The sequence below is a fragment of the Bradyrhizobium sp. CCBAU 53415 genome, assembly GCF_028128735.1.
GTDB lineage: Bacteria > Pseudomonadota > Alphaproteobacteria > Rhizobiales > Xanthobacteraceae > Bradyrhizobium.
In genome coordinates this window covers 1,035,717-1,053,176 of record NZ_LBJF01000027.1, presented here as the reverse complement: position 1 = coordinate 1,053,176, position 17,460 = coordinate 1,035,717, and the positions used below count along the sequence as shown (strand labels likewise).

The following is a 17,460-nucleotide window of genomic DNA, read 5'->3' as shown; positions in this document are numbered from 1 at the left end:
GAGCACTGCACTGGCGGCATGCGGCCATCTCCTGCCGGGCAGCCGCTTTCTGCCGCAACTTTCCGCGCCGCGAATAATGCATGATCGGCTCACGTCACTGCCGCCACCGCCCGCGGCCGCCGCCGTCCGAGCAGGACCAGGATCAGCACCGTCGCGCAGGAGAAAGCCAGCGTGAGACCGAGCGCACCGCGGCTGCCGAATTCGGTGAGCAGGCCGACGAGAAGCGGCGGCGAGATCGCGGAGGCGAGATTGAGCGGCAGCGCGATCATCGACATCGCCCTGGCGAACTCGGCCTGGTCGTAGAACACGAGCGGAATGGTGGCCCGCGCCACCGCCATCGCGCCGCTGCCGGCGCCATAGAGCAGGATGAAGACGGCAACGGCCCAGGTTGCGCCCTCGCCCAGCATCAAGAGCAGCATGGCGAGGGGCAGCGCAGTGCCGGCGGCGAGCCCGGTCGTGATCCCGTCCCACCGCCCGCCGCCGAGAAGATCCAGTCCGCGGGCGCTGACCTGAATCACGCCCAGCATCGAGCCGAAGGCGAGCGCCTGCGCCGGCGCCAGCCCCTCCGCCCGGAGCAGCTCGATCAGGATGGCGCTGATGCCGAAATTGACGAAGGCGTTCAGCGTGATCGCGGCGACGACGAGGCCGAACGTGCTCCTTGGAATCGCAGCCGGCGGCGACCGCTTGGCCGGCTCGCCAGCATCATCCCCGGCGATCTTCCGGCGTGGCGCGAGGAACGCATGGAGCGGGAGGCTGACGACGAGCATCATCGCGGCATAGACGAGGCACGTCCCCCGCCAGCCGAGGTGACCGCTCAGGAACGAGGTCGTCGGCCAGAAGATGCTGCTGGACAGGCCCGTCACCAGCATGAGCGCGCCGATCGCATTCTTGGCCTGCCGCCCCGCGATCTCGTTCAGCATGATATAGGCGCCGCTCGACAGCGTGGCGCTGCCGGCGATGCCGAGCACGATCCACGCTGCGAAATAAAGCATCGGCTCGCGCGCGAGCGACAGCAGCACGAAGCCCGGCGCAGTGACGATCGTGCCGACCATCATGACCGTCCGCGCACCATGCCGCGCAAACGATTTGGCGAGCAACGGGCCGCACAGCCCCATCGAGACGTAGAGAACGGATGTCCCGGCAAACACCGCCGGCAAGCTCATGCCGAGATCGGCGGCGAGATCGCGCCCGACGATGGCGGGAAGGCCTATCGTGCCCCATCCGACCAATTGCGTGATCGCGAGCACCAGCAGGACGCCGACGAGCCTGCCGTCAGATTTCAAGAACCGCATTCCAAACGTCGCCTGCCCGCCAGGCGCAGATCGCGCCGGCGGCACGTCATACCCGGTATATGGGACGAGCGGGAATGTCGGTTCCGAATGGCACTGCGGCGCCAGCCGCAGAACAGGTGTTAGGAGGTGTGACCGGGATCGATATGCTTCGGCGTCTTCTTCTCGCGCTGAGGCGTCATCTTGGCCGGATCGGGCGCGTCCGGCACGCCGCGCGGTCCGAGCTGCTCGCGCTGGATGTCGTCCTCGGACCGTGATGGCTCGACGCCGTTCTGCTCGCGGGGCTTGGTCATCGCGGCCTCCTTCCTTCGAACGCCATTCTGCGGCCGACGTCTACGCACCCAGCGCGTTGTCGCCGGCTTCGCGGCCGGGCACGCTGACATGGACTTCATGTCCCTCACGAAGCGCCAGGGATGCCGCGGCGACCGCCGACTCGAAGGCGGCTTCCTTGGTGGCGTACCGGCTCTTGACGTCGCCATCATGCAGCACGCCCCATTCGCCCTGCACCGGCACGACGGCATATTGAGCAAGGCCCATTGTGGAGCTCCTCTCGTTCTCGCGATCTATCGTTGCGTCAGCTGCGGATGCGCGGCGCTCACCCGCCAAACCGTGTTGCCGCTATCGTCTGCGACCAGCAGCGCGCCTGATTTGTCGATGGCGACGCCCACGGGACGGCCACGCGCCTGGTTGTCGCCGTTCAGGAAGCCCGTGACGACGTCCTGTGCCGGACCGCTCGGCTTGCCGTCCGTGAACGGCACGAAGACCACCTTGTAGCCGTTGAGCACCTGCCTGTTCCAACTGCCGTGCTCGCCGACAAAGGCACCGCCGCGATAGGCTGCCGGCAGACTGCTGCCGGTGTTGAAGGCAAGCCCGAGCGGGGCGACATGCGAGCTCAGCGCATAATCGGGCACGATCGCCTTGGCGACGAGATCCGGCCGCTGCGGCTCGACGCGGGGGTCGACGTGCTGGCCGTAATAGCTGTAGGGCCAGCCGTAGAAGCCGCCATCCTTCACCGATGTCATGTAGTCGGGCACGAGATCGGGACCGAGTTCGTCGCGCTCGTTCACCACCGTCCATAGCGCGCCGGTCTGCGGCTCGAAAGTCAGCCCGTTTGGATTGCGCAGGCCGCTTGCGAACACGCGCCAGCGGCCGCTGGCACGGTCGACCTCGAGGATCGCGGCGCGGTTGTGCTCGGCCTCCATGCCGTTCTCGGTGATGTTGCTGTTGGAGCCAACGCCGGCATAGAGTTTTGAACCGTCGGGGCTCGCGACCAGGCTCTTGGTCCAATGGTGATCGATCGGTCCGCCCGGCAGCGGCGTCAACACCGTCCCGGGCGCCGTGATCTTCGTGTCGCCCTCGGTGTAGGGATATCTCACGATCGCATCGGTGTTTGCGACATAGAGATCGTTGCCGACCAGCGCGACGCCGAACGGCGAGTTGAGATGGTCGAGGAAGATGCTTTGCGTCTCGGGCACGCCGTCGCCATTGCTGTCGCGCAGCAGCGTGATGCGGTTGCTCGCGCCGGTATCGCCGCCCGAGGTCGCCCAGGACTCGACGAAGCCCATCACGATCTCTTTTGGCCGCTTGATCGGGGCGCCCTTCGGCGCCTTGGATTCCACCACCAGTACGTCGCCATTGGGCAGCACGTAGAGCGAGCGCGGGTGCTGCAAGCCTGTGGCGAAGGCCTTGGCCTGCAAGCCCTGCGCAACCGTCGGTGCCTCATCCTTCTTCCAGCCGACGATGCGGGCGATGTGGATCGGCGGCAGCAGATATTGCTGGATGTCGGGGAGCGTCGGGTTGACGCCCACTTGCGCCCTGGGATCGCCGCTGCCGTCATTGCAGCCGGCCAGAGACAGCAGCGACGAACACAGCAGCGCGCGGACAAGCAAGAACTTCATCGCGCAACTCCCACGCCGTGGCGATAGACCATGGCCCAGCCAAGCCAGCCCGTGATCGGCAGGATCAGCACAGTGATCGCGGACAGAACGAGCCCGGTCGGCCACACCGATGTCCAGGCATCGCGCATGTGGATCATCGTATTGAAGATCGCCAGGATCAGCACCACCGCATTGCCGATCAGGTGTGGCCAGGCCGGCGCCTGCGCCCGCACCAGCCGGTTACCGAGGAAATCGGTGAGGCCCGCGATGGCCGCCAGCACGCCAAAGATGACGCCGACGAGCAGAAGCCACGCCGAAAAATCCGCCCACATGATCTCGGTGCTGACGACATAAGTGATGTCGGTCAGCAGCGCCCCGATGAAACACACGATCGGAATCGGCACCAGCATCGGATGAACCGGATGTCCCGCAATCTGCGCGGTGGCGCGCACACGCACGTCTTCTTGCACGATGGCCCTCGTGTGAGATGTCTCCCCTGCCTCAGCAGCCAACTCCCGCTTGGAGCGATGGTTCCTGGCACATGCGGATGATGCGACCGGCTCGGGTTTGCGACAGTGCTCACTCCGGTGGATTGAACGTCCGCGCGACGCGTACACGGACTCCTTGCGAGGAAGCCGCGACCAAGGTCGACACTTCCGGCTTCGCCCGCTATGCGCCAGGACAAGGCGGCCTTGGCCATCGGCGCCTTGCCGGCTTACTACAAGAACGCGTGACCGGCTCAAAGGCAACAGTCCGTTGAACCCGAGGAACGCGGCCCGACACAAAGCCGTATGGCGGTCCATGAAATGAGGGATTGTTAACTGCGCATCCACCTGGCGGTTTTGTTGTTTGTGACGACGTTCGCAAGAGATCAAAACTGGGAGCGATTCATGCAGACCACGTTTGTCGTACCGGATGCAGAAAGTGGCGATTGCCGGCCCGCCCCTCCGGGACAACCCGGCGTCGCCGGATCGCCGACGAGCCAGACGCGCCCCAAGGCTCCTGCCGGTGAGAATGCGGACAAGCAACCCGCAGGGGTGGTTGTCGTTTCCAGAATATTTCAAAATCAAAGCTGAGCCAGGCGGTATCCGGAGCAGCGAAGGTGACCCGCTTCCTGATCACCCGATCGTTTCGAACAACGTACGCGAAGGAAGCGCGTCTCCCTGACGCCTCCTCGCTATCGGGCCCATCGCTCGACGGGTAAGAGTTGTTGACTCATCTCCCGCAAGCTGGTCGCCGCGACGGTGCGTCCCCGATCAACCTGACGCGACGTTGCCCTCCCAGCACATACCCACTGCGCTGCCGTGCGATGGCTGCGACGTCGGGAAAGGCCGGCAATGGAGCGGGTGCAGCCAGACCCTCGCACGCTTGGCGTGTGAAGCACTTCACATCGTTGAACCCGGAGACGTTGTACCCTGAAAGCGTCGGGAATTATTGGTTCAGCGTCATGGTTCCGACCGTGAGTTCGTGAAACGCGAGCCGAAAGCCCCGACAGAGGCGGAGGCACGCTCATGTCCACGTCCACGACGGCGGATCCATCCATTGCCGCGAACGCGCAGGCCTCCGCAGGCGCCGGCCATTCTGCGCTACGCGCCCTCCAACTGCCTTACCTTCTACTCGGACCTGATGGACGAGTTGGTGACGCCGATCTGTCGCCATACAATCTCGCAACCACCATCAAGCCAGGTGTGTCGCTCGACACCGCGCTCTCGATTCCGTTCGAGACCTTGATCGACGCAGCCCGGTCCGACAGGCCCAAGCCACTGCCGGCTCTGCTCTATACCGCAACCATGCCGACGCTCGTCCTGGCGCAGCCTGTGCGACTGGCGGACGGACTGCTGGTGTTGATCATCAGCCTCGATGCCCTGCAGGCCGCGGAGCAGCAGAAATTCGAGCGGACACCTTACGGGGTGGTCCGGCTTGGACTCGACGGTCGGGTCGATTTCGCCAACCCTGCGGCGCTCCGCCTCTGGAGCATGACTGAACTGGTCGGACAGCGCTTTGTGGACCTGCTCCCCGAGCGCTTCCGGGACGAGTTCGTTGTCAAGCTGGGCGAAGTGCTCGACACCAAGACGTCGCGCTCAATCAGGCTTACAAGCGGTGCCGCCGTGCTGATCGGCACGCACAAGGTGCACTCGGAGCCGCGACTGACCTTGCTTCCTGAATTTCTGGACGGCAGCACTTTACGCGGCGTGCAGATCGTCATCCGCGAGGGCATCATCAATGCGTTGCGCGTCGCATTGCGAGAGGCGGCCCTTGAAACGGCGAAGGGTGGATCGGCCCCGAAGCCCGATGGCCCGCATGGCCCGACCTGGCGAGACCGAACCCGCCGAATGCTCGACCTGTTGAGGGACGTCCTGCCGCATGACCTCGCGATCATCAGCGAGGTCTCCGGCAGCGCCGAATGGATACGCCCCATCCTGATGCACCCCGAGCCACCGAATCACTGGCCGCGCATGTGGTGGCGCATGTCCAGGGAGGAGCTCGCGCAGTTCGACGCCGGTCCCTACCGCGAAGAACTTACGAAGTGGATGGAATCGAATCCCGATCGCCACGACGAGCCCCTGTTGAAGCTCCTGCGGGAGGTCCGGCCCGGCGGCAAGCCGCTGGAGTCCTTTGCCATCGTTCCAATTCGGCCGAACGGCCGCACAGAGGCCGTTCTGACGTTGGCTTCGACGCAGCCAAGGCGCTTCGAGGTCCTGAGCGAGGCAGGAACGGCCGGGTCCGGCTACGATGATGAAGAGGAATTGCCTCGCGATCCACTCGCCGTGCTCGATCGCCTCGGCCTCGACACCCTTCTGCTCATGATGCTCCGACGCGCCAGACGTGAGGCGGAGGCCGCGCAAAGAACCCTCGTCGCCAACATCGAGGCCGCCGAGACGGTACCGGATGCGGTGCTCATATTGCTGCGCGAGCTGGTCAGGCATTTTGGCTGGGACCATGCGGCGGCCTTCATCGCGCATCATCCGGAGGGAGCCGAGACGATGCCTTCGCGGGACGCAGATCCGCACGCGGATGCGGAAGAGCTGCAGCTTTTCGCCCAATTCCCGGAAACTGAAAATGAAGCCGAGCATCCGCTGGCAATCCCGAAGAACTATACACAGCCGCTCTACGACCCGCGGCCAGGCGAGGAATTCGACGAGGCCCGTGCTCTTGAATCGGGAATGCTCGGCGCCGCCATCCGTAACGCGCGGCGCGGCAACACCGGCGTGCTCGTTGCGAGCGACGTGACCAAACTCGACGATGCCGGACGACCGCCGCACTGGTTCCGTTCGGTCGGCGAGAAGCCACGCTCGGCGCTGACGATCGCCATTACGATCAATGGCCGCACACGCTGGGTTCTGGATACGGTCTCCCGCCAGCCCAATGCCTTTATCGAGGAGGACGGGGATCATATTGCCCCCCTGGTCAAGGGTCTGGCCGCGCGCATCTCGCAGCTGCGCGAATACAAGCTGAACGAACGCCTGATCGACCTGATCGACAAAGCCGTTCTGATCACCGACGACGCCGGCGTGATCCTGCGCGCCAACCCACGTGCGCGCGAGCTTCTCGGCCTCCCGCCGTTGTATTTCGACAGACGAGACCATCGTCTCATCGAGTTCGTGCATGGACCGAACGGCGCCGGCCTTCCCGGCCCGCACCAGACCGAGGCAAAGCTGAGCATTGGACCGAAGGGCGGCAAAGGTGTGGAAACGCACGTCAGGCGGCTCGAGGACATGACAAGGACGTCCGACATCATCTGGCTGCTCAGCGGCGCCGATCGCCAGACCTACAACGTCGAGACACGTTACATCGCCGAGACCGTGCAGGAAGTGGCCCGTCAGGTGCGTGCGCCGCTTCTGCTGGCCGCCACGCTGGCCAAACAGCTTGGGCACGTCTCGCTGCAGGACACGATCGCACCGTTGGCTAAGCAAGTGCGCGAGGGCATCGCAAAGGCCGACATCACCTTCGAGCGACTCGCCGAAGCACAAGGAGCGCTGCGCGATCCGAAGAGAGAGGAGCGCATCGTCCCGCTCAAGGCGCTGTTGGACGAACTCTGCGATACGCTTCCGGGGACTGACCGCGACCGGCTACGGCTGGACACCGCCAGCGAGGCCGAAGTCAGCGGCGATCGAGGCCGGCTGGCCTATGCACTTCGCACATTGCTCGGCTATATGCTCTCACGCGACACCGGCCCCATAAGCATCAAGCTTCGCCATCTGAGTCTGCAGGCTGAGATCGAATTGTCGGGAGCGGAGATCGAGCAATCCGCGAAGCCGGAGGACGCCGTGCGTGCCGCGGCCCTGGAGGCCGCCGCAGACGCCCAAGACAGCGTGCGGGCAGTCTTGTTGGCCCATGGCGGCGGGCTGGAGCGTACGACAGCCGGCTTCCAGATACATGTACCGCTTGCACACGACACGGAGGCATCGCCGTGAACGTCTTGTTCATTTGCAACGATCCAACCATGCAATTGATGGTGCAGGAGAACGTCGAGGGAGCGAACTTCAGGACCCTCGCCAATGTCGACGTCGCGACACAGTATCTCGAGACGAGAGTGCCGGACGTCGCGCTGATCGATCCCGAGACTGGCGTAGGCCGGCAGGGGGACAACGGCGTACGCACATTTCTGGAGCGCTTTTCCGCTTTGGACGCCAGGTTTGGCTCTGTGGTGATGCTCCGTGCGCCCGGTTCAGAATACGAAGTCGAGGCGGTGCGCAATCCACGCGTCTGGACATGGAACACTTGTGCAGGGATGGACGGCGGACTGGACCCCTGGGAGCGGCTGAACCGGTCTCTGGAGGTCGCATCGTCTGCGCCAAAGGCGCGGAATTTCAGGGCCATCGTCACCTTTACCGGGGATGCCGTGACACTCAGTGTCGAAGAGAACGGCATTTCCGTGATCCGCGATCGTCCCCTGCTCACCGATGCGGATTCGAAAGCGACGCTCGAGGCCATGGTCATCGATGATCTCGAACCTTCCGAGATCGGCGACCTTCGCAAAACCTGGCGAAGCTACAAGTCGAGCGGCTGCAACGCCTTCAACGCCCTGTTCGGCCCGATCGGAAAGGCGCTCATCAGCAACGAGCCAAACGAGTCCGTCGAGTTTCGATTCGATATGGAGCCGATGCAGTTTCAGCGTCGCTTTGCCTTGCCGCTCGAACTCATCGCACTTGCCGTCAACGACCGTCCCGACGGATTCCTCTGTAATCTCCGTCCGATGGCTCGCCGCGCATTGCACATCAAGAAGCGTCCCGCAAACGGCGACCACCTTCCGCATATTCTGTTCGTGAACGCCGGATCGGCAGAGGGCGAGTTCTCCATTCTGGGCGACGACAATCCCGCACGGAGGTGGCTGCCCTCGATCCGGGACAGCACCGACGCGCAGCGAGAGCGATTGGAAGACCTCCGCGACCGCGCCCTTTGCACACTCGAGGAACTCACACTCGAAGGCTTCAACGAGAGGTGTGAGGCGCGCGGCGTCAAGAAGGCAAGAAGCTTTCGGAACGCTCTGGAGCGCCGTCTCTGCGAGCCGACAGACGAAGACACCGCCATCGACATCCTGCACTTTGCCGGCCACGGGATCAGCCAACGTCAGACCGAGACGCGGTTGATATTGCCCGCCGTCCCGCCTCGGCCCGACGAGGCCGCCAAGGATGCCGACCTGCTCGAGGTCAGAGAACTCGCGGGATGGTTGCCCGACAATGTCCGGGTCGTGTTTCTCGCCGCCTGCCAGAGCGCTTCGATCTCTGCCGCGGAACACCTGCATCTGGCCAAAGGCTGCAGCCTCGTCGGTTTCCGTTGGAAGGTCGTGGCAAAGCGCATCCCGGACTTCGTTAGCGGCTTCTACGACGCACATCTGCGCGAGAGGAAGTCGGTGGCCGGCGCCTATCGGGCCGCTTGCCAGAAGGCACAGTTGCCGGAGGACCCTGCCTGGGTCAGCGCCGTTGCGCTGGCGGCAGACTGACATCGGAGGAGTGACGGCATGACCACGCTGAACGGCATTGCTGAGTGGATCAGCGGCACCTGGGAGGGACTCAGGACCAGACCGCGCCTGCGTCAGATCTATACGCCTGTCGCGGCGCCCGGCGAGCCGCCTTCAAGCTCGTTCATCCCGGAGCGCAGCTACGTCACCATTCGGATTCGAGAGCTTCGCCTGGCCGAGGCTGGCGCTCTCCTCAATGACTACCTGCCGATGTGCACGTGCTTCCTGCGCGAGGGAGCGGGAGATGCGGCTCGGACGATGCCGTTTGTGATCGGCGCGGAGATGATCCGGAGCGGCCTTGGCGCCAACGCACCGCGCGATGCGGGCCGAAATCTCGCAATCCATGACATGGAACTGGTGCGCCATCTGCCGGTGCGGGGACAAGGCCTCACGCTCTATTCCTCGCTGTGTCACTTCAAGGACGATTCCGTCGCACGCGGACTGCTCGGCTTCGCGGCAGAGGCGGCCAAAGCGGTCGGCGGAGAGGGTCTCGCAGCACCCGTTCGCATGGCCGGAGATCTGACCGGAAAACTGCAGACGCTGCTGGGCTCCGGCGGGGTGGAAACGCGCTTCGCCAGGCTGGACGGCGATCCACTGCGCCAGAGCGGTCACTTTTTGCTCGCCGCATCAAGCGAAGGAATCGACGGCGCGTTGTCGGTGCGAGACGGTATCGTCTACCAGGGTGACGGCGCCGCGGCCAGGCCGCTGGAGAATGTCGACTATCTGTTGCTGGAATTCGGCCATCTGGAGACGCTCGCCAGCGAAGACCTCGCCTTCGTTTCGCATCTGCCGTTTCACAAGCGCTACGAGCAGGTCGAGCAGGAGATCATCAAATCACAGGGACAACGCTCGCCGGTCGCGGATGATTTGATGATCAAGCTGCAGCAGGAAATCTTCGCTTCCCCCGCCCTTGTCGCACGCGATCGCTTCTCGCTCACGCAAATCTACCTCGCCGCGCGACAGAAGCTGGAATCCTCATTCAAGAACCAGTTTGCCGCAGGCGAAAAGTTCGACGCGGGAACCATTCTGTGGGAGCGCGAGCGAAAGGCCTCGACCCCCAAGGTCGGCCGTCTGATTGCCGCTGCGCGGGGAGGATTGGGCCAGGCGCTCAGAACGGAGCGCAAGGCCCCCGCGGGTACACCAACGACGATGCAGGATTTTGCCGCCATCGCCGCGGCGGTTCGAGCCGCAGGGCTGCCCGAAGACCTGCCTGACAACTTGTTTGATCTGTCGGAGGCCGATCGCGACAACAAGCTTGAAGCGGCCAACCTGGCACTGGAAACTGCCAGCCTGGCATTGACACGCGCCGTGCTACACTAAAGCATGGTTCGGAAAAGTGCGCAGCGGTTTTCCGAAAAGATCATGCTTAATGCGATCAGGATAAATCGTCATGGCGCTTTCAGCAGTCTTCGCAGACTGGATAGCGGCAGCGTATTGATCACGTCGGATGGCCCGAGCCATCCGCGGGGCGCGTGATCGACACAAATCGCTTATTGTCGCCGTCGAAGGACTGGATGCACGCGGAAGCTCACGGGGCCCGTGCGGCCGTCTTCCCGGCCGGGAACCGCTTCAGGATTGCAATGACTTCATCATCGCTGACCTGGCTGAAATCCCGATAATAGTAGCCGATCGCGCCGAAGTCCCGCGGCGTATCCAGGCAAACGATTGCATCGACCTCTCCGTGCAGCTTCTGCAGCGTCTCGAGGGGGGCCACCGGTACGGCGAGGATCAATTCCTTTGGCCCCCGCTTTCGCAGCGCCCGGATCGCTGCGAGCGTCGTCGCGCCCGTCGCAATGCCGTCGTCGACGATGATCGCGACCTGCCCCTTGACGTCCGACCGTGCGCGATTGCCCAGATAGCGTTTGCGCCGCCTGTCGATCTCGACAAGCTCCTCTTTGCAGATGGCCTCGAACGTCTCCTCGCTCACGCCGGTCAAATCGACGATCTCCTGGTTGCGAACGATGACGGGCTGCTCCCCGTCCACGACCGCGCCCATCGCAAGTTCCGGCTGCATGGGTACGCCAATCTTGCGCACCAGAACCAAATCAAGAGCCGCCTGCAGCCGACCGGCCACCTCCGCCGCCACGGGAACGCCGCCGCGCGGCAGCGCCAGGATGACAGGATGGCGGCCCTTGTACTTCACCAAAGCTGCGGCCAACTGACGGCCGGCATCGTCTCTGTCTTGAAACAACATATCGGCGGATCCGCGTGAATTTGAAACAGACTATTGCGCAGGCGGCCAGGATCGTTGATCAGCGTCAAACCGCATCGCTCTTCGTTTGGCAATAGGTTGTCATGCTGGAGCGTCAGAACGACCTTTCGATCGAGGAAGCCGAGAACGACAGCGTCTCTGCCCTGGCCCGCAAGGTCGCCTTTCTGGGCCAGCCCGGGAGCTACAGCCCGGCTCTCGATCGCATTCAGGCGCGCGAGACTCACATGTCGTGGATCATCATGAATGGCGCGCGCGTCTACAAGCTCAAGAAGCCGGTGCGCTTTCCCTATCTCGACTTCTCGACGCCGGCTCGCCGCAGGGCCGCGTGCCTGGCGGAAGACAGCCTCAACCGCCGGCTCGCGCCCGACGTCTATCTGGGCGTCGTGCCGCTGACCGAAAGCGCCTCGGGCTACGCGATCGGCGGCAACGGTCCCGTCGCAGACTGGCTTGTCGTGATGTGCCGGCTGAACGAGGATGAAACGCTCGAAGCCATGCTCCGCAGCGGCAAGGCTCGCACCGCCGATGCCGAGCAGCTCGCCGCGGTTCTCGCCCGCTTCTATTCGCATGCCGCGCGGGTCCTGATCGAACCAGAGACCTACCTGGCTTCGCTCCACCAAGCCGCCGTGCTCGATTGGCGAACTCTCCTGAAAAGAAGCTTCGGCCTGCCCCATGGCACGATCTCGCGTGTTGCGTCCGTTCAACGACCGCGATCGACCTGATCCTTTCGATCAGCAGCGGCGCCGTCGTAAGTGCAACGGAAGGACAGCGAAAGGCGTTCTCGAAGGCCGCTTCGTTATGCACATCCAGCGTCACGATTCTGCTCGTACCGACCGCCTCGAACAGGGACGCCAGGTAGCGGATGGTCACGGGATCATTTTCCTTCGTCCGGCGATCCTTTCGCGCATAGCAGAGATATGGCGTGACCGCGGTCACGCTGGTGGCGCCCGCGTCCTTCAGTGCGCCGATCAGGAACAGCAGGCGACAAAGCTTGTCATTCGGGCTCTCGACGGGGCCACCGTGAAGACTGTGAATCACGTAGACATCGCAACCGGCCACCGTATCGAGCGGACGGACCTTGTGTTCGCCGTCTTCGAAGCTGCGCTCCTCGTGAGCGGCCAGCTTGCAGCCCAGCGACGTCGCGATGTGCTCGCCCAACTCCGTGCTGCCGTTCAGGGCGAACAGGCGCAGCCGATCGCTCCGCGCCAATGCGGTCCGAGGCATCCAGCTACTATCCATCGTGGGCACTCCACAATTCAGTGATGAAGCACCTACGCCCGCAAGCCGTGCTTGCTCAGAACTTTGACCGTGCTGGCCTGGGGCCCCTTCACTCCGAGTTCCTCAACGAAGCTGACACGCGAGCCGACGGCGACGTTCGCGCGGCCCTCCACGACACTGTTGCAATTGAAGTAAATCTCCTGGCCGTCGGCCCCTTCCAGAAAGCCGAACTCGCCGCTGGGGTCGATACGCACAACCGTCCCCACCGGCTCGCCTTCGTGGAGCTTGATCTGGCCATGCATCACGCGCACCTGGTCCTGCAGCTGCCGCCGCGCACGCTTGAATGCATCGTCCACCGCAAAGGTCAGATCGGCGTACCGCTCGTCCTCCTTTGGCGTCCGCCCGACATTGACTTCGCGTCCTTCGGGAAGGGACAGCCGGATGCTGACCTGGTATTGACCGCCCGTCTTGTGACGATCGCCGGGGCCTCGCACGATGATGCGGCCCGCTGTCGCCCGACCGTAGCGCTTCTCCAGCTCGGCAATGTGCCCGTCGATCGCGGCCTGCAGCTTCGCCGACGGCGTCACGTGCTCGAATTCAATCTGGGCCGGGGTTTGCATGGTTGGGCTCCTCCTGTCAGGCGGTCGATCTGAGCACACGGCGTGCCCACGGCTTTGCGGGAAATCAATGCGATCCAATCCGGCAATCCATGGAACTTTGCGGCACGTCAAAGCAGTCCAGCCCGAGCCTGCAAATAATTTATGATCTGTCTCTGATCCGGGAGCAACATCATGAGCACGTCCACGGGTGTGACCGCGCTGGACCATTCGGTCCAGGAAACGAATGTTTGGCTCAAGGCCATCGACGAGCAGCTGGCGCTGGAGAACCGTCATCAGGCCTACAATGCATTGCGAGCCGTCCTGCACGCCTTGCGCGATCGGCTGCCGCCGGAAGTCGCCGTCAAGCTCGGGGCTCAGCTGCCGATCATGGTGCGCGGCATCTACTACGAAGGCTGGCACATGGCGGCGACGCCGACGAAGGAACGGCATATCGAGGAATTTGCGCTACATGTCGCCAGGGAGCTTCCGCCGCAGTTCCCAATGAGTGCGCTCGCCGCAGCCCGCGGCGTTTACGAAGTGCTGTGGGAGAAGCTGGATCCCGGTGAATTCGAGAAGCTGATGGCCCATCTTCCGGCGCCACTCAAGAATCTACAGGGCTGACCGGACCCGGAGGGCGGCTTCATGAAACGCGAGCAATCGTTCGACGCTTTCATTTCGCCGCCAGGGCTCGCAGGAACGCTGACATTGCCGGAAAATCCTCGTGGCCTGGTCGCGTTTGCGCACGGCAGCGGCTCGAGCCGGTTCAGCACCCGCAATAGAGCGGTCGCGCGGGAACTGAATGCACGGCGCTTTGCGACGCTGCTGTTTGATCTTCTCACGCCGCAAGAGGAGCGCGACCGTTCAAACGTCTTCGATGTCGCAATGCTTGGACAACGGCTGGTCGCGACCGCCGACTGGCTTCAGGGCCTCGAACCTGCGGTTGCCCGCCTCCCTGTCGGGTTGTTCGGCGCCAGTACCGGCGCCGCGGCCGCCCTCATGGCGGCGGCTCAGTTGCCTCACCGAATTGCCGCGGTGGTCTCACGCGGTGGACGCCCGGATCTGGCCGGCGAGGCCCTGCCCCATGTCGGTGCGCCAACCCTGTTGATCGTCGGCGGCGCCGATGTCGGCGTGATCGAGCTCAATGAGGAGGCGCTCACCCGGCTTGGCGGGCCGAAGGCTCTGGAAATCATTCCTGATGCAACGCACCTCTTTCCCGAGCCGGGCGCCATGGATGCCGTCATCGAGCATGCCAGCCGATGGTTCGAGCGATACCTGTAGACGCCAGCGCCAGTCCGCGCCGCTTGAGCTGGATCAGTACGGAGCCGGTCAACCCCGGCAGAATGCTCAAAATCCAGAGGGGACTTTCGCATGACCAACATCATGGTGGCAACCGACGGATCGAGCCGCGCATGCCGCGCAATCGATGTGGCAGCAGAGCTTGCCAAAGCGTTGGCATGCGATCTCCTGATCGTAACGGTTGCCGACGGACTTCTGGGGGAAGAGGTTCGCCAGCTTCCGCACACCGGAGCCACCGCCGGTGATCTGCTGGAAGCCTTGACGGGGCAGACCCTCAAGGCGGCGCAAGCCCGTGCGCGCGAAGCAGGTCCCGCATGCATTGAAGTTCGGACATGTTGGGGTGACATCACCCAATCCCTGATCGATCTTGCGGCCCAAACGTCGACCAAGATGATCGTCGTGGGACGGCGCGGACGCGGCCAGTTGGCAGGCCTGCTGCTCGGCAGCGTCTCGCAGAAGCTCGTCAGCCTCGCTCCTTGCGCAGTGGTCGTCGTTCCCTAGCGGGGGATTGGCCGCAAACCGCGTCAAGGCTCTGAGACCAATCGGAAGGTGGCAGCTGGGATGGCTTTTCGACAACGCGCACTTTCGAAGGTCTACCAGCTGATCGAGCCCGGCCCCGTCGTACTGCTGACGACGGCCAGCCGCGGGCGCCCCAATGTCATGACCATGTCGTGGCGATGGTGGAGTTTGAACCGCCGCTCATCGCGTGCATCGTCAGTGAAGCCAATTTCAGCTTTGCCGCGCTTCGCTCGGCTGGAGAAGCCGTGATTGCAATTCCGCCACGCAGCCTTGCCGATACGGTCGCCAGGGTCGGCAACTGCTCAGGCCGCAACAGCGACAAGTTCAAGCGCTTCGGGCTAACTCCTCTTCCGGCGACCCTGGTCGGCGCGCCCCTCGTCAGGGAATGCTTTTGCAATCTCGAATGTCGCGTGACGGATACCAGCATGGTCCCGCGCTACAATCTGTTCGTTCTCGAGGTTCTGCGCGCATGGATCAATCCCGCCCGGAAGAACCCAAGGACCCTTCACCACCGTGGATACGGCGCGTTCACCGTCGACGGCGCCACGATCAAGACGAAGTCGAAGATGAGGTAGTCGCGCAACGCGCGATGCCGGACCAACTCAGGCCGCGGGAGCGATGCTTCAGCGGTACCAGCAATGGCCGCGCCGGCAGACGCGATGGTGGGGATAGATCCAGCGCGGACCCCAGCAGGAACGATACCAGTGATAGCCGGTCTCGCCCGATCGGTAGCAGCCGGCCACCGCGCTCGTGGGTGCCAGCGCACCGGCCGCGACGATCGCAGCGACGGCGGCGAACATCGCAAATCTTCGCATCTCGTTCTCCTCGAAGAGTCCAAAGGCGGTGTATTTGTCCCGACAAAGCGCTCGTGCGCGTTGAGTTGAATCAACGCATGAGCTGGCGGCGAAGGTCTTGGCAGGCGGAGCGCTTCCCATCGGTCGCTTCGCCACGCATGAGAGGATCGGCCCCGCTGACGTCCGAATCCCTGAGAGGCCAAGCGCGAACACCGACAAGGATGAGCGTTGACATGTTATAACATTTAAGCAAATGTACTGACTAACCGGAGCGCAAATCCGGATTTTCGGGAGGACAGTATGGCGTCATTCAAGCCGACACGACGAACGCTGCTCAAGAGTGGAACCGCGGCTGCGGCTCTGGCGGCGTTCGGCCCTGGCATTCTGCGGCACGCGTCGGCGCAGGACGCCGACCTTGCGCCGTACAAGTCCGCGCAGATCGACTGGCGGCAGGTCTCCGGCGAGACGATCACCGTGGCGGTGATCCCCGCGAGCTATTTCGAGAATCTGATCGCGCTCGCGCCTCAGTTCAAATCGCTGACCGGCATCGACGTTCGCTTCGAGAAAATTCCGCCGGCGCAGATCCGGCAGAAGAGCGTCATCGACCTGACCTCGAAGACCGGCACTTACGCTACTCACGCCGCGGACCCCATGTATTATGCACTCTACGCCGCGAACAAATGGGTCGAACCGCTCGACACCTATCTCAACGACAAGGCGCTGACCGATCAGGCCTGGTTCAAGCTCGACGACATCATTCCGGCATGGCGCAGCGCGAACGGCGTCGACGGCAAGCTCTACGGCATGCCCTATGACGGCGAAGTCACCATTCAGGTCTATCGCAAGGACCTCTACGACGCGAAGGGTCTGAAGCCGGCCGACACGCTCGAAGCCTATATGTCGAACGCTGCGGCGCTGAACGCGCCGAACGACCGCGTCTGGGGCGCAGCGCTCCGCGGCGTGGCCGGTGCCGGCCAGAACATGTACATCTATCCGTCGATCTTCCGCGAGTTCGGCGGCGAGTGGATGAAGGGCGGCAAGCTCACCGTCAACGGCCCCGAGGCCGAGGCGGCGCTCGCCTGGTACGTCGACATCATGAAGAGGTACGCGCCGACGGCGGCGGCCAACTGGAACTGGCCGGATATTGCCGACGCCTTCTCGCAAGGCACCGTCGCGAGCTACATCGACGCGCATTCGTCGGCCTCGGTGATCAACAATCCGGAAAAGTCCAAGGTCATCGGCAAGGTCGCCTATGCGCGCTGGCCGAAGGGGCCATCGGGCAAGCGCACGACATCGATCTGGAACTGGGGCTTCCCGATCAACTCCGCGCTGCCGGAGAAGAAGCGGAAGGCGACCTGGCTCTTCATCCAGTGGGCCGCGAGCGCCGAGACCCAGGCGCGCACCGCGCATCGTTTCGCCGGCCCGACCAAGCGTTCCGGTGTCAACCGCACGTCGGTCTGGAAGGATCCTGACTACATCAAGCTGATGAACGGCTTTGGCGGGAATTTCGTCGAGGCCACGATGGGAGCCTTGCAGGAGGACACCGACGTCGATTGGCGTCCGCGCGTGCCGCAATGGCCTGCCATCGGCGACACCATGGCGACCGCGATCCAGTCGGCCCTCTCCGGCCAGGCCACGATCAAGGCTGCCCTGGATGATGCGCAGCGCCGTATCGAGCCGATGATGCGCGGCTGAGA

The 17,460-nt window shown here is 63.7% G+C and carries 17 protein-coding genes and 1 pseudogene; 9 read left to right on the top strand and 9 right to left on the bottom strand.

Annotated elements, in window-relative coordinates:
* Nucleotides 1-89: 89 nt before the first annotated feature.
* The 5 genes from XH87_RS32970 to XH87_RS32950 form a co-directional block, all read right to left on the bottom strand.
* Nucleotides 90-1,292, bottom strand: a complete 1,203-nt coding sequence (locus XH87_RS32970; protein ID WP_271590451.1) for an MFS transporter — start codon at nt 1,290-1,292, stop codon at nt 90-92.
* Nucleotides 1,293-1,411: 119 nt separating this feature from the next.
* Entirely contained in the window at nt 1,412-1,582 is a 171-nt protein-coding gene (locus XH87_RS32965) for a hypothetical protein (RefSeq protein WP_271590450.1), read from the bottom strand.
* A gap of 40 nt (nt 1,583-1,622) precedes the next feature.
* Nucleotides 1,623-1,826, bottom strand: a complete 204-nt coding sequence (locus XH87_RS32960; protein ID WP_035699092.1) for a hypothetical protein — start codon at nt 1,824-1,826, stop codon at nt 1,623-1,625.
* Nucleotides 1,827-1,852: 26 nt separating this feature from the next.
* The gene (locus XH87_RS32955) at nt 1,853-3,187 is read right to left on the bottom strand and encodes a PQQ-dependent sugar dehydrogenase (protein ID WP_271590449.1); all 1,335 of its coding nucleotides are present in this window, start codon (nt 3,185-3,187) and stop codon (nt 1,853-1,855) included.
* Nucleotides 3,184-3,636: a DUF2231 domain-containing protein gene (locus tag XH87_RS32950; RefSeq protein WP_271590448.1), complete on the bottom strand. Its 453-nt coding sequence runs from the start codon at nt 3,634-3,636 to the stop codon at nt 3,184-3,186. The genes XH87_RS32955 and XH87_RS32950 overlap by 4 nt, the downstream gene beginning before the upstream one ends.
* Nucleotides 3,637-4,677: 1,041 nt before the next feature.
* Here XH87_RS32950 and XH87_RS32945 point away from each other — a divergent pair.
* From XH87_RS32945 to XH87_RS32935, 3 genes are read left to right on the top strand one after another with little or no spacing between them, the layout of a single operon-like run.
* Nucleotides 4,678-7,581: a PAS domain-containing protein gene (locus tag XH87_RS32945; RefSeq protein WP_271590447.1), complete on the top strand. Its 2,904-nt coding sequence runs from the start codon at nt 4,678-4,680 to the stop codon at nt 7,579-7,581.
* Nucleotides 7,582-7,619: 38 nt separating this feature from the next.
* The gene (locus tag XH87_RS32940; RefSeq protein WP_271590446.1) at nt 7,620-9,110 is read left to right on the top strand and encodes a CHAT domain-containing protein; all 1,491 of its coding nucleotides are present in this window, start codon (nt 7,620-7,622) and stop codon (nt 9,108-9,110) included.
* A gap of 18 nt (nt 9,111-9,128) precedes the next feature.
* Complete coding sequence (locus XH87_RS32935) at nt 9,129-10,448, top strand: hypothetical protein (protein WP_271590445.1); 1,320 nt, start codon at nt 9,129-9,131, stop codon at nt 10,446-10,448.
* Nucleotides 10,449-10,656: 208 nt separating this feature from the next.
* Here XH87_RS32935 and XH87_RS32930 read toward each other — a convergent pair whose 3' ends face one another.
* Complete coding sequence (locus XH87_RS32930; protein ID WP_271590444.1) at nt 10,657-11,322, bottom strand: phosphoribosyltransferase; 666 nt, start codon at nt 11,320-11,322, stop codon at nt 10,657-10,659.
* Nucleotides 11,323-11,423: 101 nt separating this feature from the next.
* Between XH87_RS32930 and XH87_RS32925 the strand changes: the two genes are divergently transcribed.
* On the top strand, nt 11,424-12,059 hold the full coding sequence (locus XH87_RS32925) for a hypothetical protein (protein ID WP_271590949.1): 636 nt from the start codon (nt 11,424-11,426) through the stop codon (nt 12,057-12,059).
* Nucleotides 12,060-12,108: 49 nt separating this feature from the next.
* Here the strand turns inward: XH87_RS32925 and XH87_RS32920 are convergent.
* Nucleotides 12,109-12,561, bottom strand: a pseudogene (locus tag XH87_RS32920) (ribose-phosphate pyrophosphokinase-like domain-containing protein); the annotation flags it as partial.
* 47 nt (nt 12,562-12,608) lie between these two features.
* Entirely contained in the window at nt 12,609-13,175 is a 567-nt protein-coding gene (locus tag XH87_RS32915; RefSeq protein WP_158671587.1) for an HPF/RaiA family ribosome-associated protein, read from the bottom strand.
* 171 nt (nt 13,176-13,346) lie between these two features.
* Between XH87_RS32915 and XH87_RS32910 the strand changes: the two genes are divergently transcribed.
* The 4 genes from XH87_RS32910 to XH87_RS32895 all read left to right on the top strand — a co-directional run bounded on the left by XH87_RS32910 (nt 13,347) and on the right by XH87_RS32895 (nt 15,544).
* Nucleotides 13,347-13,775 carry a DUF2267 domain-containing protein gene (locus XH87_RS32910; protein ID WP_035699107.1) on the top strand — a complete coding sequence of 143 codons (429 nt, stop codon included), beginning with the start codon at nt 13,347-13,349 and terminating at the stop codon, nt 13,773-13,775.
* A gap of 21 nt (nt 13,776-13,796) precedes the next feature.
* Nucleotides 13,797-14,432, top strand: coding sequence for a dienelactone hydrolase family protein (locus tag XH87_RS32905; RefSeq protein WP_271590443.1), 636 nt, complete (start codon nt 13,797-13,799; stop codon nt 14,430-14,432).
* A gap of 90 nt (nt 14,433-14,522) precedes the next feature.
* Nucleotides 14,523-14,951, top strand: coding sequence for a universal stress protein (locus XH87_RS32900; protein WP_271590442.1), 429 nt, complete (start codon nt 14,523-14,525; stop codon nt 14,949-14,951).
* A 176-nt stretch (nt 14,952-15,127) separates the two neighbouring features.
* Nucleotides 15,128-15,544 (top strand): flavin reductase family protein, encoded by a 417-nt coding sequence (locus XH87_RS32895; protein WP_442868338.1) that lies wholly within the window; start codon nt 15,128-15,130, stop codon nt 15,542-15,544.
* Nucleotides 15,545-15,592: 48 nt separating this feature from the next.
* Here XH87_RS32895 and XH87_RS32890 read toward each other — a convergent pair whose 3' ends face one another.
* Nucleotides 15,593-15,784: a hypothetical protein gene (locus tag XH87_RS32890; RefSeq protein WP_271590441.1), complete on the bottom strand. Its 192-nt coding sequence runs from the start codon at nt 15,782-15,784 to the stop codon at nt 15,593-15,595.
* Between the two features lie 279 nt (nt 15,785-16,063).
* Between XH87_RS32890 and XH87_RS32885 the strand changes: the two genes are divergently transcribed.
* Complete coding sequence (locus XH87_RS32885) at nt 16,064-17,458, top strand: ABC transporter substrate-binding protein (protein ID WP_271590440.1); 1,395 nt, start codon at nt 16,064-16,066, stop codon at nt 17,456-17,458.
* The last annotated feature ends 2 nt before the right edge of the window (nt 17,459-17,460 follow it).